The sequence below is a fragment of the Arthrobacter sp. B0316-1-20 genome (assembly GCF_059091865.1).
Genome location: NZ_JBNHHC010000068.1, coordinates 1 through 14580, shown reverse-complemented (window position 1 = coordinate 14580; position 14580 = coordinate 1). Strand labels below are relative to the sequence as shown.

Genomic DNA, 14580 nt, shown 5'->3' with positions numbered 1-14580 from the left:
AGCGGTTGAAGGTGGTCAACGCTTTCCTGACCACCACCAACTCGCCGCTGGGCATGGTGCTGGACGCCGTTCCGGTGATCCCGCCGGAGCTTCGCCCGATGGTGCAGCTGGACGGCGGCCGCTTTGCGACCTCCGACCTGAACGACCTGTACCGCCGCGTGATCAACCGCAACAACCGCCTGAAGCGGCTGCTGGATCTGGGTGCGCCGGAGATCATCGTCAACAACGAAAAGCGCATGCTGCAGGAAGCTGTGGACTCGCTGTTCGACAACGGCCGCCGCGGCCGTCCGGTCACCGGGCCGGGCAACCGTCCGCTGAAGTCGCTCTCCGACATGCTCAAGGGCAAGCAGGGCCGCTTCCGCCAGAACCTGCTGGGCAAGCGCGTCGACTACTCCGGCCGTTCCGTGATTGTGGTCGGTCCGCAGCTGAAGCTGCACCAGTGTGGCCTGCCCAAGCAGATGGCGCTGGAGCTCTTCAAGCCGTTCGTGATGAAGCGCCTGGTTGACCTCAACCACGCGCAGAACATCAAGAGCGCCAAGCGTATGGTCGAGCGTTTCCGCCCGCAGGTGTGGGACGTGCTGGAAGAGATCATCACCGAACACCCGGTGCTGCTCAACCGTGCACCAACCCTGCACCGCCTGGGCATCCAGGCGTTCGAGCCGCAGCTGGTGGAAGGCAAGGCGCTGCAGCTGCACCCGCTGGTTTGTGCAGCCTTCAACGCCGACTTCGACGGCGACCAGATGGCTGTGCACCTGCCGCTGAGCCCCGAGGCGCAGGCCGAGGCGCGCATCCTGATGCTCTCCTCGAACAACATCCTCAAGCCGTCGGACGGCCGTCCGGTGACCCTGCCCTCGCAGGACATGATCATCGGTCTGCACCACCTGACCACCAAGCGCGAAGGCGCAGAAGGCGAAGGCCGTGTCTTCGCCAGCCCGGCGGAGGCCATCATGGCCCACGATGCCGGCGAGCTGCACCTGAACGCCGTCGTCAAGATCCGCGTGCCCGGCTTCGTGCCGAGCGTGGACCAGCCGGCGCCGGAAGGTTGGGAAGAGGGCCAGGAAGCGCTGATCGAAACCTCGCTCGGCCAGGTCGTCTTCAACGACACCCTGCCCGAGGATTACCCCTGGGTTGAGCGCGTGGCGGACAAGGGCCAGCTCTCGGCGATCGTGAACGATCTGGCCGAGCGCTACCCGAAGGTCATCACCGCGGCAACGCTGGACAACCTCAAGGATGCCGGTTTCTACTGGGCGACCCGCTCCGGTGTCACCGTGGCAATCTCCGACATCGCCGCTCCGGCCGAGAAGGCCGCCATCATGGAGGGTTACGAAACCCAGGCGGCCCGCGTCGAGTCCCAGTACAGCAAGGGCCTGATTGCCGACGACGAACGGCGCCAGGAACTGATCGACATCTGGAACAAGGCGACCAACGAGGTTGCCGACGCGATGCGGAAGAACCTGACCAAGGAGAACACCATCAACCGCATGGTGTCCTCCGGTGCCCGTGGTAACTGGCTGCAGGTTCGCCAGATCGCCGGTATCCGTGGTCTGGTGGCCAACCCGAAGGGCGAAATTATCCCTCGCCCGATCAAGTCCTCCTACCGTGAGGGCCTGTCGGTGCTGGAGTACTTCATCGCCACGCACGGCGCCCGTAAGGGCCTGGCCGATACCGCGCTGCGTACCGCCAACTCGGGTTACCTGACGCGTCGTCTGGTGGACGTGTCGCAGGACGTGATCGTCCGCGAACTGGATTGTGGCACCGAGCGCGGCCTGACCACGGTCATCGCCGAGCCCGACCACAACGGTGAACTGCGCCGGCACGAAGAGGTGGAGAACTCCGCCTACGCCCGCACGCTGGCCACCGATGTGGTGAACTCCGAGGGCACCGTGGTGGCCGCGGCAGGCTCCGACGTCGGCGATGTGCTGATCCAGGAACTGATCGATGCCGGCATCACCGAGATCAAGGTGCGCTCCGTGCTCACCTGTGAGTCCGCCGTCGGTACCTGTGCGTTCTGCTACGGCCGTTCGCTGGCCACGGGCAAGACCGTGGACATCGGCGAGGCTGTCGGCATCATCGCCGCACAGTCCATCGGTGAGCCCGGCACGCAGCTGACCATGCGTACCTTCCACACCGGTGGTGTTGCCTCCGCGGAAGATATCACCCAGGGTCTGCCGCGTATCCAGGAGCTCTTCGAGGCCCGTACGCCGAAGGGCGTCGCGCCGATGGCCGAAGTGGCCGGACGCGTGACCATCGAGGACGGCGAGCGCCAGATGCGCGTCATCGTCACCCCCGATGACGGTTCGGAAGAGATCGCCTACCCGGTGCTGCGCCGTGCTCGTCTGCTGGTCGAAGACGGCCAGCACGTGGAGGTCGGCCAGCAGCTGGTCACCGGTGCCAAGGACCCCAAGCAGGTGCTGCGTATCCTCGGCCCGCGCCAGGCCCAGAAGTTCCTGGTGGACGAGGTCCAGAGCGTGTACCGCAGCCAGGGCGTTGGCATCCACGACAAGCACGTGGAAGTCATTGTCCGGCAGATGCTGCGCCGCATCACCGTCATCGAGTCGGGCGAAACCGACTTGCTGCCGGGCGAGCTGGCCGAACGCAGCCGCTTCCAGGCGGAGAACCGCAAGGCGGTTTCCGAGGGCAAGCAGCCTGCCAACGGCCGTGACGAGATGATGGGCATCACCAAGGCGTCGCTCGCCACCGAGTCGTGGCTGTCGGCCGCGTCCTTCCAGGAGACCACCCGCGTCCTGACGCAGGCGGCCATGGAAGGCAAGTCCGACCCGCTGCTCGGCCTGAAGGAGAACGTCATCATCGGTAAGCTGATCCCGGCCGGCACCGGCCTGGACCGGTACACCCAGGTGACGGTGGAGCCGACGGAGGAAGCCAAGGCCAACCTCTTCACCGGCCCCAGCGCCTTCGGCGACTTCGACTACGCCGGCGGCGACGGTTCGATGACGCCCGAGTTCCACGCCATCCCGCTGGATGACTACGATCTGGGCAACGACTACCGCTAGCGAGTAGAGCGCTCCCGCGGTGGCGACTTCGTCGCCACGGCGGGGCCCCCGAGCCCTACCCTGAGGGGCGCTGCCGCGCCCTGGCTTGAAGCAATGAGCCGCCTCCTGCTCCCCGATACCGGGGCAGCGGGAGGCGGTTCGGCGTTTAAGCAGCGTCGTTTGCCCTTCACGCCGGCGTGAGAACCTAGGAGCATGGCCAATTCCCCGTCCGGAGACTCGATGCTGGACCGGCTGGTGCGCATCCTGTCGGCGTTTGAACCGGACAAGCCGGCAATGAACGTCGCCACCTTGTCCCGCCGCGCGGATGTGCCGTTGGCAACGACCTACCGGCTGGTGGACGAGCTCTCGCGGCACGGGCTGCTGACCAAGGAAGGCACCGGCGAGATCCGGTTGGGCCTCCGGCTGTGGGAACTGGCCAACCGGAGTTCGCCGGCCGTGGACCTCCGGCAGGCTGCGATGCCGTTCATGGAGGACATTCAGTCCGTGGTGCGCCAGCACACCCAGCTGGCGGTGCTGCGCGATGACGAAGTCCTGGTCATCGAGCGGCTCTCCAGCCGCGGCTCGGTGGTCAACCAGGCGCAGATCGCCGGCCGCATGCCGGTTCACCGGACCTCGATGGGCATGGTGCTGCTGGCCCATTCGCCGAACCACGTCCAGGAGGCCTATCTCTCCCGCCACCCGGAAGCCGTCACCTCCGGGGACTCGGTCTCCTTCGACCTGCGCCGGCACCTGGCCGACATCCGCAAGCGTGGCTATGCCACGTTCGACGGGCGCATCGATGTGGACACCACCGGCGTGGCCGTCCCGGTGGCGGGTCCGGCCGGCTGGCCGGTGGCAGCCCTCGGCATTGTGGTGCCGCTGGGCTTCGAGAACTTCAACGCCGTGGTGCCGGCGCTGATGACCGCGGCACGCGGCATCTCCCGCGCGATGGGCGTCGCGCTGCCCTGACCAGACCGGGGCGGCTGGACGGATAAGACCGGAGCACACCGCCGTCGTAATTCTCATTGAATGAGAACGCGGGCGCATTCGGCTTGTCGGCCGGGTCACACTGGATCAAGACGCGACCAATACGGCTTCAGGAGACTCACTTATGGTGCAGGCGCAGATCATCAAGACCAAGGTCGGCATTGTCGGCGGCGGACCGGCCGGCCTGATGCTCAGCCACCTGCTGGCCAAGCAGGGCATTGACAACATCGTGTTGGAATCGCGCGATCACGAGACGATCCGCAACACGCACCGCGCCGGCATCCTGGAGGCGGGCTCGGTCAAGATGCTCACGGACACCGGCGTTGACGGCAGGGTGCTCACCGAGGGCGACGAGCATGAGGGCATCGACCTGCGCTTCAACGGCGAGTCGCACCCGCTGGACTTCAAGGACCTGGTGGACGCAACGGTGACGTTGTACGCGCAGAACGAGGTCTTCGTGGACCTGGCCGCGGCCCGGAAGCGCGACGGCGGCGACGTGCGTTACGAGGCCGAGGTCACCGAGGTGCTTGATCTGGAGACCACTACACCCAAGTTCCGCTTCACCGAGAAGGACGGCACCGCTTTCGAGGTGCACTGCGACATCCTGGTCGGTGCCGACGGCTCCCGCAGTTTCTGCCGCCGCGCGGTGAAGGGGGAGCAGGACTACAAGATCGAGTACCCGTTCGCGTGGTTCGGCATCCTGACCGAGGCCCCGAAGAGTGCGCCGGAACTGATCTACGCCAACTCCCCGCACGGCTTCGCGCTGATCTCACAGCGCAGCGAGACCGTCCAGCGGATGTACTTCCAGTGCGACCCGACCGAAAACGTGGACGACTGGAGCGAGGACCGGATCTGGGCCGAACTGCAGAAGCGGGTGGACGGACCCGACGGCTTCGAGCTCAAGCAGGGCCCGATTTTCGACAAGACCGTGCTGGCTTTCCGGTCCTTCGTCCGTGAACCGCTGTCGCATGGACGCATGTTCCTGGCCGGCGACGCGGGACACACCGTGCCGCCGACCGGCGCCAAGGGACTGAACCTGGCCTTCGCCGACGTCAAGGTGCTGTTCGAAGCCATCGATTCGTTCTACACCACCGGCAGCGACGCGCTGCTGGAGGGCTACTCGGACCTGGCCCTGGAGCGGGTCTGGAAGGCGCAGAACTTCTCCTACTGGATGACCAGCATGCTGCACACCCGCAAGGACGCCTCACCGTTTGAAGCCAAGCGTGCCCTGGGCGAACTGGCCACCGTGACCGGATCCCGGTTCGGACAGCAGTACCTGGCCGAGTCCTACACCGGCTGGCCGCACAAGTAACCCACCGCCTGCCGCGTGAACCCAAGGCGGGCCCGTTGACCCCGAACTGCTAGACCCGTAAATCAGAAAGGAGTTCTCGATGAGCGACGCTACTGCTCAGGACGAGGCTTTCGACGCCGAGACGTTTGACGACAGCCACGTGCTGGATCCTGCCGCCACCGCGGATTCGCAGGACCAGATCAGCCAGGAAATTACCGATATCCACGAAACCTACCGCAAGGGTGTGGAAGCCGGCGAAGCGCAGGAAACGCAGCCGCGCATTGACTTTGCGCCCTACCGTTCTTCACTGCTGCGCCACCCCACCAAGGACCTGCACCATGCGGATCCGGAGACCATCGAGCTGTGGAGCCCGGCGTTCGGCGAGCGGGACGTGCACATCCTGGAGTCTGACCTGACCATCCAGCACAACGGCGAACCGCTCGGCGAGCGGATTGTTGTGCAGGGCCGCGTGCTCGACGGCGACGGCCGCCCGGTGCGCAACCAGCTGGTGGAAATCTGGCAGGCCAACGCGGCCGGCCGCTACGTGCACAAGCGCGACCAGCACCCGGCACCGATCGACCCGAATTTCACCGGCGTGGGCCGCTGCATCACCGGCCCCAACGGCGAATACAAGTTCACCACCATCAAGCCGGCGCCGTATCCGTGGAAGAACCACCACAATGCCTGGCGTCCGGCGCACATCCACTTCTCGCTGTTCGGCACGGACTTCACCCAGCGGATGATCACCCAGATGTACTTCCCGGGCGACCCGCTGTTCCCGCTGGATCCGATCTACCAGGCGATCACCGACCAGGATGCGCGCGACCGCCTGGTTGCCACTTACGACCATTCGGTCACCAGCCACGAATGGAACACCGGCTACCGCTGGGACATCGTCCTCTCCGGCAGCAACCGCACCTGGATGGAAGAAGGCGAGGAGCACTGATGAGCGAGTCCACCACCAAACTGGTAGCCACCCCGGGCCAGACCATCGGTCCGTTCTACGGCTTCGCGCTGCCTTACGAGAAGGACAGCCAGCTGGTCCACCGCGCGCACCCCGGATCCATCCGGCTGCACGGCGTGGTGACGGACGGCAACGGCAGCCCGATCCCCGACTCCCTGCTGGAGATCTGGCAGGCCGACGAACACGGCGAGATCTCCCGGGAGACCGGTTCGCTGGTCCGCGACGACCACACCTTCACCGGCTTCGGCCGGGTGGCCGTGGACAACGTTGGCTACTACACCTTCACCACGGTCAACCCGGGCGCCACCGAGCAGGGCAAGGCCCCGTTCATCTCCCTGGTGGTCTTTGCCCGCGGCCTGCTGAACCGTCTGTTCACCCGGATCTACCTGCCGGAGAACACCGAGGCGCTGGCGAATGACCCGCTGCTGTCCTCGCTGCCGGAAGAGCGGCGGAAGACCCTGATCGCCGAGCGCGAGCCGAACGGCGACCTGCGCTTCGACATCCGGCTGCAGGGTGAAGGCGAAACCGTCTTCCTGAGCTACCCGGGAGTCTAGGAATCCATGAATCCAGCGGACCACGCTGATTTCGGGCTGCTGTCTCCGGCTTCGGCCGGGACAGCAGCATCCCGTTTAACCAGCGACTACCAATTCATCCAAGCCATGCTCGACGTGGAGCTCGAATGGACGCGCGTGCTGGCCAACGCCGGTTTGGTGCCCGCAGACGCCGTTCCGGCCGTCGAGCAGGCCTCGCGGGCAGACCTCTACGACGCGGCGGCGCTGGCAGAGCGTGCCCAAGGCGGCGGCAACCCGGTCATCCCGCTGCTCGCCGACCTGAGGGCGGAAACCAAGAAGCACGATCCGGCCGCCGCCTCGGCGATCCACCGGGGTGCCACCAGCCAGGACATCCTGGACAGCGCAATGATGCTGATGGCGCGCCGCGCGCTGGCCGGCATTGTCACCGACCTGAAGTCCGCCGCCGCCGCGCTGGCACGGCAGGCGGACGAACACCGCGGCACCATCACGGTGGCCCGGACGCTGACCCAGCATTCGCTGCCCTCCACGTTCGGGCTCAAGGCCGCGAACTGGCTCTCCGGTGTGGCCCAGGCCGGTGTCCGGCTGGAGCAGGTGGCCGGCGGCCTGCCGCTTCAGTGGGGCGGGGCGGCCGGCACCATGGCCGCGCTGACCGACCTGGCCAACCGGCCCGCCCACCTTGTGGGCCAGACCGCGGCGCACGGCGAAGCATCTGCCAGCACTGCGGCACACGCCGCTGCCCCGAATGACGACGGCGGTGCGCTGGCTTTGGCGGCCCGCCTCGCCGCACGGCTGGGGCTGGCCGATCCGGTGGCGCCGTGGCAAACCAACCGGCTGCCGGTCACCGAACTCGCGGCGGCGCTGGCCGATGTGTTGGCCGCCGCCGGGAAGGTCGCCAATGACGTGCTGTTGCTCAGCCGGCCCGAGCTGGGCGAAGTCTCCGAGCCGGCCGCCGAGGGCCGCGGCGGTTCCTCGGCGATGCCGCAAAAACAGAATCCGGTGCTGTCCGTGCTGATCCGCAGCGCCGCACTGGCCGGGCCCGGGCATCTGGCCCAGATCCAGGCCGCGGCCGCCGGCGCCATCGACGAGCGGCCGGACGGCTCCTGGCATGTGGAGTGGCAGGCACTCCGCCAGCTGCTCCGGCTGGCCGGCGGGGCAGCCGCCAAGCTGGCCGAACTCTCCGCGGGCCTGGTGGTCAGCGCGGAACGGATGCGCCGCAACCTCGCCATCACCGGAGACCTGGTGGTCAGCGAACGGATCATGGCCACCGTGGCGCCGTTGCTCGACGGCGAGTCCCCGGGCACCGGCAAGACCAAGGTCCAGAGCCTGGTCAACCAGTCGCTGGCCAACCAGGGCACGTTGGCGCAGCTGCTGCGCGAGGCGGTGCCCGTCGACGAACTGAGCGATGCGGCACTGGCCGAACTGCTGGATCCGGCTGGCTATATCGGCCAGAGCAGCGAACTGATCGACCGGATCACTTCCCACTATGCAGAATGGAGCCATTCGTGAGCATTCCCGACATCACCCCCACCCTGCTGTCCGAGGGCAAAGGCAAGCCCGTGCTGTTGGCCGGCGCCGGCCTGGGCACCGGAGCCAAGGCACTCTGGATCGATGCCGTACCGTATCTCCAGGACTTCCAGGTAGTGGGAGTGGACCTGCCCGGCCACGGGGCCAGCCCCGCCTCGACCGAGCCGTTCACGATGGCCGAACTCGCCGAGGGCGTGCTGGCCATGCTGGACAAGCTGGCCGCGGCCGGCGACATCGACGCCGAAGCCAAGGTCTACTTCGCCGGCGTCTCGATGGCCGGCGAACTGGCACTGCAGCTGGGCCTGGACTACCCGGACCGCTTCGCCGGACTGGGTGTGGTGTGCTCCGCCGCCAAAATCGGCGAGCCGTCCGCCTGGCTGGAGCGCGCGGAGACCGTGCGCAATGCCGGTACGCCCACCATGGTGGCCGGCTCAGCGCAGCGCTGGTTCGCGCCGGGCTTCATCGAGAAGCATTCCGAACGCACCACGCGGCTGCTGCACACACTGCAGAACGCCGACCGCTTCGCCTACGCGCACTGCTGCGAGGCGTTGGCCGGCTTCGATGTCCGCGAACGGCTCGGCGAGATCAGCACCCCGGTGATCGCTATTGCCGGCGGTATGGACCAAGTCTGCCCGCCCGAGTTCGCCAAAGCAGTGGCCACCGGCGTGCAAACGGGCAGCTCCGCCGTCGTCGATGTCGCTGCCCACCAGGCGCCCGCCGAAGCGCCCGAAGAAACCGCGGCGCTGCTGCGCGATTTCTTCCTGGCTGCCTCAACGCAGCCGCACCGATGACTGAAACTAGCCAAGGAGTACCCGCCGTGAGCGAGAACCGCACCTTCGATCCTGCCAAGACCCAGCAGGAGGTCTACGACGACGGCATGGCCGTACGCCGGCAGGTCCTGGGCAATGCGCACGTGGACCGCGCGAACAGTTCGATCGACGAGTTCACCCAGGATTTCCAGGAACTGATCACCCGCTACGCATGGGGGACCATCTGGACCCGCGAGGGGCTGCCGCGCACCACACGGAGCGCCATCACGCTGACCGCCATGATCGCCAAGGGCCACTGGGAGGAATTCGCCATGCACGTCCGCGCGGCGCTGACCAACGGCATGACCCGGGACGAGATCAAGGAAGTGGTGCTGCAGTCCGCGATCTACTGCGGGGTGCCGGACGCGAACGTGGCGTTCAAGGTGGCCAAGGGCGTTTTCGCCAGCCTTGACGAGGATCACAGCGCCTCGATATAGTTCATATAACGTACATGCGTTCGTGAAGCGAACACATCCGGGGTTTAGCGGATGTTTACCGGCCCTGTCCAGGGCCCGGTGAAGCCGGCCCGGAGGGTTCCTGCGCGGATCCCCATCATGTCTATGGAGCGGTCCGGTCCAGCCACAGCGCTGGACCGGGCCGTTTGCTGTAACCCAAGGCGCACGCCAGAAGTGCGCCACAAAGGAGCCTCGAATGAACCAGGCATATTTGTATGACGCCGTCCGCACCCCGTTCGGCAAGTTCGGCGGTGGGCTGGCCGGCGTCCGGCCCGACGACCTGGCTGCCGAAGTGGTCAAGGCGGAAATTGCCCGCGCGCCGGGCCTGGACCCGGAGCGCATCGATGAGGTGATCTTCGGCAACGCCAACGGCGCCGGCGAAGAGAACCGCAACGTCGCGCGGATGGCCACGCTGTTGGCCGGCCTGCCGACCTCCATTCCGGGCACCACGGTGAACCGGCTGTGCGGCTCCAGCCTGGACGCCGCGATCATTGGTTCCCGCCAGATCAACGCCGGCGAAGGTGACCTGGTACTGATCGGCGGCGTCGAATCAATGAGCCGCGCGCCGTGGGTGCTGCCCAAGACCGAGAAGCCCTACCCCGCGGGCAACATGACCCTGGCCTCCACCACGCTGGGCTGGCGGCTGGTGAACAAGAAGATGCCGCAGGAATGGACCGTCTCCCTGGGCGAGGCCACCGAGCAGCTGCGCGAGCGGCACGGCATCACCCGGGAGCGGCAGGACGAGTTTGCCGCTGCCTCGCACCGCCTGGCCGACGCGGCCTGGAACGAGGGCAAATACGACTCGATGGTGGTGCAGGTTCCGGGCACCGACCTGACCCGCGACGAATCCATCCGCCCCACCAGCACCGCCGACGTGCTGGCCGGGCTGAAGACCGTCTTCCGGCCGGTTGCCGACGGCCCTGAGGGCGGTACGGTAACGGCCGGCAACGCGTCGCCGCTGAACGACGGCGCGTCCGCGGCGTGGCTCGGCAGCGAGGCTGCCGCCGGGCTGCTGGGAACCGAGCCGCTGGCCAGGATCGCCGGCCGCGGCGCCGCCGCGCTGGAGCCGCAGTTCTTCGGCTTCGCACCGGTCGAGGCCGCCAACCAGGCCGTCAAGCGCGCCGGCATCAGCTGGTCCGATGTGGCCGCCGTCGAGCTCAATGAAGCCTTTGCCGCCCAGTCGCTGGCCTGCATCGACAACTGGGACATCGATCCCGCCATCGTGAACGCCTGGGGCGGCGCCGTGGCCATCGGCCACCCGCTGGGCGCTTCGGGTATCCGTATCCTCGGCACGCTGGCGCGCCGGCTGCAGGAGTCGGGCGAGCGCTGGGGCGTGGCCGCGATCTGCATCGGCGTGGGCCAAGGCCTCGCCGTCGTGCTGGAAAACGTCAACTCAACCAAGAACTAAGGAGGTAAGCCAGCATGGCAAAATTTGCTGCTACTGCCCAGGATGCCGTGGCCGGCATCCAGGACGGCGCCACGGTTTTGATCGGCGGCTTCGGCAACGCCGGCCAGCCGATGGAACTGATCGACGCGCTGATGGACTGCGGCGCCACTGACCTGACGGTGGTGAACAACAACGCCGGCCAGGCCGACGCCGGCCTGGCGCTGCTGATCAAAGAGCGCCGGGTCAAGAAGATCATCTGCTCGTTCCCGCGCCAGTCGGACTCCTGGCACTTCGACACCGCCTACCGGGCAGGTGAAATCGAACTGGAACTGGTGCCGCAGGGCAACCTCGCCGAGCGCATCCGGGCAGCCGGCGCCGGCATCGGCGGCTTCTTCACGCCCACCGGCTACGGCACCATGCTGGCCGAGGGCAAGGAAACCCGCATGATCGACGGCAAGGGCTACGTGCTCGAGTCCCCGATCTACGGCGACGTGGCGCTGATCAAGGCGCTGACCTCGGACCAGAAGGGCAACCTGGTCTACCGCAAGACCGCCCGCAACTTCGGTCCGATCATGGCCGCCGCCGCCAAGAAAAGCATCGTCCAGGTCTCCGGCATCGTGGAGACCGGCCAGCTGGATCCCGAAGTCATCGTGACCCCGGGCATCTACGTTGACACCGTCGTCGAAATTGCGCCGCAGGCCGCAGAAGGAGAGGCACACTAGTGAGCGAGAAAATCAGCCGCGAGGACCTGGCCAGGCTGGTCGCAAAGGACATCCAGCCCGGTTCCTTCGTCAACCTCGGCATCGGCCAGCCGACCTCCGTGTCGAACTACCTGACCGCCGAACAGGACATTACGCTGCACACCGAGAACGGCATGCTGGGGATGGGTCCGGAGGCACAGGGTGACGAGATCGACCAGGACCTGATCAATGCGGGCAAGGTCCCGGTCACCGAAGTGCCGGGGGCGTCCTACTTCCACCATGCAGACTCCTTCGCCATGATGCGTGGCGGCCATCTGGATGTTTGCGTGCTCGGCGCGTTCCAGGTCTCCGCCACCGGTGATTTGGCGAACTGGCACACCGGCGCCCCGGACGCCATCCCCGCCGTCGGCGGCGCGATGGACCTGGCCACCGGCGCCAAGGACGTCTACGTGATGATGTCGCTGTTCGCCAAGGACGGCACGCCCAAACTGGTGCCCGAATGCAGCTACCCGCTCACGGGCGTGGGCTGCGTCACCCGCGTATACACTAATGACGCGGTCTTCCTGCTGACGCCGGAAGGCGTCCGGGTGCGCGAAACATTCGGGACCACGCTGGAAGAGTTGCAGTCCAAGATGGACATCAAGCTGCTCCCGCCCACCGAGTAAAACCCACGTACAGCTCGAAGGAACCATGACCGAGACCAAAACGCCCGGCGATCAGTTCGTCCAGTCACTGGCCCGCGGATTGACCGTGATCAGGGCGTTCGACGCCGACAACGTCACCATGACGCTCAGCGAGGTCTCCAAACGGACCGGCCTGACCCGCGCCACGGCGCGGCGGTTCCTGCACACCCTGGTGGACCTGGGGTACGTGCGCACCGACGGCCGCGTTTTCGAGCTCACCGCATTGGTGCTCCAGCTGGGGTATTCCTACCTTGCCGGGCAGAGTCTGCCCCAGCTGGTGCAGCCATTGCTGGAGGAACTGTCCGCCCAGCTGCACGAATCCACGTCCGCCTCGATTCTCGACGGCGACGAGATTGTTTACATCGCCCGCATCCACACCCGCCGGATTATGACCGTGGGGATCATGGTGGGCACACGGTTCCCGGCCTATGCCACCTCAATGGGCCGGGTGCTGCTGGCCGGCTTGCCGGCCGAGGAACTGGAGGAGCGCCTGGCCTCCACCAAGCTGGAGCAACTGACGCCCCGGACCATCGCCGACCCAGTGGAACTGAGGGCGGAGCTGGACAAAGTCCGCAGCCAAGGCTGGTCCTTGGTGGACCAGGAACTGGAGATCGGCCTGCGCTCGGTGGCGGTGCCGGTCCTGCATCCGGACGGCACCGTAGCCGCAGCGTTGAACATGTCGATGCAGGCTTCGCTGGCGGACGGCACCCGTGATGTGGACGCGGTGCTCGATGAGGCGCTGCCCAAGTTGCGGGCGGCCTCGGCCCAGATCACCGAGGCCCTGCGCGCGCAGCAGTAAGGCAAGCCCCCGGGCGTTTACCCCGCGGCCAACTTTCGTTGTCCTTGGCGTGGATGAATGTCCGGTGATGGAATCTGTGACCTCGCGGCGGAAGTTTCTGCCGGAACTACCGGGACGTGAACCATGTAAGCGGCACCTACATGAAGACGCTGGCCGAGCCGCTGGAAGCCGCCCTGCTGCCGGCCATGGGGCAATGAAGGCAGTGCAGGCAGCTCCCGCCGGGCTCCGTCCTCCGGCGGCGCGATTCTCTGATAGACTTTTCTTCGATTGTTTTGTGTGGCAGTGGATGAAGGCCGTTCCGATTCAAACCGGGGCGGGGCCTGTTTCCGGTCCGCGGGGTTCTTGCGCGGAGGATGCCACACTTTTGCACGCCTACGGTCGCTTCGATTCGGCAGCGGGTGCGAAGACGACCGACAGTGCCTGGCCCTGCAAGTGAGGCGGGGCAAAGCCCAAGAAAAACGGAGAACACGAAAGTGCCTACGATTAACCAGCTGGTCCGCAAGGGCCGCTCACCTAAGGTCAATAAGACCAAGGCGCCTGCCCTTAAGGGCAGCCCGATGAAGCGCGGCGTTTGCACCCGCGTTTACACCACCACCCCGAAGAAGCCGAACTCCGCGCTCCGCAAGGTAGCCCGCGTCAAGCTCGCCGGCGGCGTCGAAGTAACTGCTTACATCCCCGGTGTAGGCCACAACCTGCAGGAACACTCCATCGTGCTGGTGCGCGGCGGCCGTGTGAAGGACCTGCCCGGCGTCCGCTACAAGATCGTTCGCGGCGCGCTTGACACCCAGGGCGTCAAGAACCGCAAGCAGGCTCGCAGCCGCTACGGCGCGAAGATGGAGAAGAAGTAATATGCCTCGCAAGGGTCCGGCCCCCAAGCGGCCGCTAGTTGTAGATCCCGTCCACGGTTCCCCGCTGGTGACTCAGCTGATCAACAAGGTTCTCGTTGACGGCAAGAAGTCCACCGCAGAGCGCATCGTTTACGGTGCCCTCGACGGCGTCAAGGCCAAGTCCGGCGGCGATCCCGTTGCCGCCTTGAAGAAGGCCATGGACAACGTCCGCCCGACCCTGGAGGTCCGGTCCCGCCGCGTTGGCGGCGCCACCTACCAGGTTCCGGTTGAGGTCAAGCCGGGCCGCGCCACGGCGCTGGCCCTGCGCTGGCTGGTCGGCTACTCGAAGGCCCGCCGCGAGAAGACGATGACCGAGCGTCTGATGAACGAGATTCTGGATGCGTCGAACGGTCTCGGTGCCGCTGTGAAGCGTCGCGAAGATACCCACAAGATGGCTGAGTCCAACAAGGCCTTCGCCCACTACCGCTGGTAAAGAGCCGGTACGACGACGGCGCCAACCGCCGTCGTCGTACCCCTCACCTACAAAGGGAGACATTGTGGCACTGGACGTGCTAACCGACCTCACGAAGGTCCGCAATATCGGCATCATGGCCCACATCGATGCCGGCA

The 14580-nt window shown here is 66.5% G+C and carries 14 protein-coding genes; all 14 read left to right on the top strand.

Annotated elements, in window-relative coordinates; genetic code table 11:
• Positions 1-3011 (top strand): DNA-directed RNA polymerase subunit beta' (rpoC, locus tag AC5RW2_RS37580; RefSeq protein ID WP_494075144.1); only part of this gene is annotated, 3011 nt, incomplete at its 5' end.
• Between the two features lie 192 nt (positions 3012-3203).
• A complete protein-coding gene (locus AC5RW2_RS37575) occupies positions 3204-3959 on the top strand; it encodes an IclR family transcriptional regulator (RefSeq protein ID WP_493963127.1) in 756 nt (251 codons plus the stop codon).
• Between the two features lie 142 nt (positions 3960-4101).
• On the top strand, positions 4102-5289 hold the full coding sequence (locus AC5RW2_RS37570) for a 4-hydroxybenzoate 3-monooxygenase (protein ID WP_493963126.1): 1188 nt from the start codon (positions 4102-4104) through the stop codon (positions 5287-5289).
• Between the two features lie 79 nt (positions 5290-5368).
• Positions 5369-6214, top strand: coding sequence for a protocatechuate 3,4-dioxygenase subunit beta (gene pcaH, locus AC5RW2_RS37565; protein ID WP_493963125.1), 846 nt, complete (start codon positions 5369-5371; stop codon positions 6212-6214).
• Positions 6214-6786: a protocatechuate 3,4-dioxygenase subunit alpha gene (gene pcaG / locus AC5RW2_RS37560; RefSeq protein WP_493963124.1), complete on the top strand. Its 573-nt coding sequence runs from the start codon at positions 6214-6216 to the stop codon at positions 6784-6786. Before pcaH ends, pcaG begins: the two co-directional genes overlap by 1 nt.
• Positions 6787-6792: 6 nt before the next feature.
• Positions 6793-8271: a lyase family protein gene (locus AC5RW2_RS37555; protein ID WP_493963123.1), complete on the top strand. Its 1479-nt coding sequence runs from the start codon at positions 6793-6795 to the stop codon at positions 8269-8271.
• Positions 8268-9080 (top strand): alpha/beta fold hydrolase, encoded by an 813-nt coding sequence (locus tag AC5RW2_RS37550; RefSeq protein WP_493949458.1) that lies wholly within the window; start codon positions 8268-8270, stop codon positions 9078-9080. The genes AC5RW2_RS37555 and AC5RW2_RS37550 overlap by 4 nt, the downstream gene beginning before the upstream one ends.
• Positions 9077-9535 carry a 4-carboxymuconolactone decarboxylase gene (gene pcaC / locus AC5RW2_RS37545; protein ID WP_493949459.1) on the top strand — a complete coding sequence of 153 codons (459 nt, stop codon included), beginning with the start codon at positions 9077-9079 and terminating at the stop codon, positions 9533-9535. The genes AC5RW2_RS37550 and pcaC overlap by 4 nt, the downstream gene beginning before the upstream one ends.
• A 214-nt stretch (positions 9536-9749) precedes the next feature.
• Complete coding sequence (locus tag AC5RW2_RS37540; RefSeq protein WP_493949460.1) at positions 9750-10961, top strand: thiolase family protein; 1212 nt, start codon at positions 9750-9752, stop codon at positions 10959-10961.
• Between the two features lie 14 nt (positions 10962-10975).
• Positions 10976-11662 (top strand): 3-oxoacid CoA-transferase subunit A, encoded by a 687-nt coding sequence (locus tag AC5RW2_RS37535; RefSeq protein ID WP_493949461.1) that lies wholly within the window; start codon positions 10976-10978, stop codon positions 11660-11662.
• A complete protein-coding gene (locus tag AC5RW2_RS37530; RefSeq protein ID WP_493963122.1) occupies positions 11662-12306 on the top strand; it encodes a 3-oxoacid CoA-transferase subunit B in 645 nt (214 codons plus the stop codon). Before AC5RW2_RS37535 ends, AC5RW2_RS37530 begins: the two co-directional genes overlap by 1 nt.
• A gap of 25 nt (positions 12307-12331) precedes the next feature.
• The gene (locus AC5RW2_RS37525) at positions 12332-13123 is read left to right on the top strand and encodes an IclR family transcriptional regulator domain-containing protein (RefSeq protein WP_493963121.1); all 792 of its coding nucleotides are present in this window, start codon (positions 12332-12334) and stop codon (positions 13121-13123) included.
• Positions 13124-13596: 473 nt separating this feature from the next.
• Entirely contained in the window at positions 13597-13971 is a 375-nt protein-coding gene (gene rpsL, locus AC5RW2_RS37520) for a 30S ribosomal protein S12 (protein ID WP_136784929.1), read from the top strand.
• Between the two features lies 1 nt (position 13972).
• On the top strand, positions 13973-14443 hold the full coding sequence (rpsG, locus tag AC5RW2_RS37515; RefSeq protein ID WP_127511056.1) for a 30S ribosomal protein S7: 471 nt from the start codon (positions 13973-13975) through the stop codon (positions 14441-14443).
• Positions 14444-14580 lie beyond the last annotated feature (137 nt).

Excerpts from the sequence above, each read along its gene's own strand:
- AC5RW2_RS37575 (WP_493963127.1), top strand. The coding sequence starts at position 3,204 with ATGGCCAATTCCCCGTCCGGAGACTCGATGCTGGACCGGCTGGTGCGC.
- AC5RW2_RS37570 (WP_493963126.1), top strand. The coding sequence starts at position 4,102 with ATGGTGCAGGCGCAGATCATCAAGACCAAGGTCGGCATTGTCGGCGGC.
- pcaH (WP_493963125.1), top strand. The coding sequence starts at position 5,369 with ATGAGCGACGCTACTGCTCAGGACGAGGCTTTCGACGCCGAGACGTTT.
- pcaG (WP_493963124.1), top strand. The coding sequence starts at position 6,214 with ATGAGCGAGTCCACCACCAAACTGGTAGCCACCCCGGGCCAGACCATC.
- AC5RW2_RS37555 (WP_493963123.1), top strand. The coding sequence starts at position 6,793 with ATGAATCCAGCGGACCACGCTGATTTCGGGCTGCTGTCTCCGGCTTCG.
- pcaC (WP_493949459.1), top strand. The coding sequence starts at position 9,077 with ATGACTGAAACTAGCCAAGGAGTACCCGCCGTGAGCGAGAACCGCACC.
- AC5RW2_RS37540 (WP_493949460.1), top strand. The coding sequence starts at position 9,750 with ATGAACCAGGCATATTTGTATGACGCCGTCCGCACCCCGTTCGGCAAG.
- AC5RW2_RS37535 (WP_493949461.1), top strand. The coding sequence starts at position 10,976 with ATGGCAAAATTTGCTGCTACTGCCCAGGATGCCGTGGCCGGCATCCAG.
- AC5RW2_RS37525 (WP_493963121.1), top strand. The coding sequence starts at position 12,332 with ATGACCGAGACCAAAACGCCCGGCGATCAGTTCGTCCAGTCACTGGCC.
- rpsG (WP_127511056.1), top strand. The coding sequence starts at position 13,973 with ATGCCTCGCAAGGGTCCGGCCCCCAAGCGGCCGCTAGTTGTAGATCCC.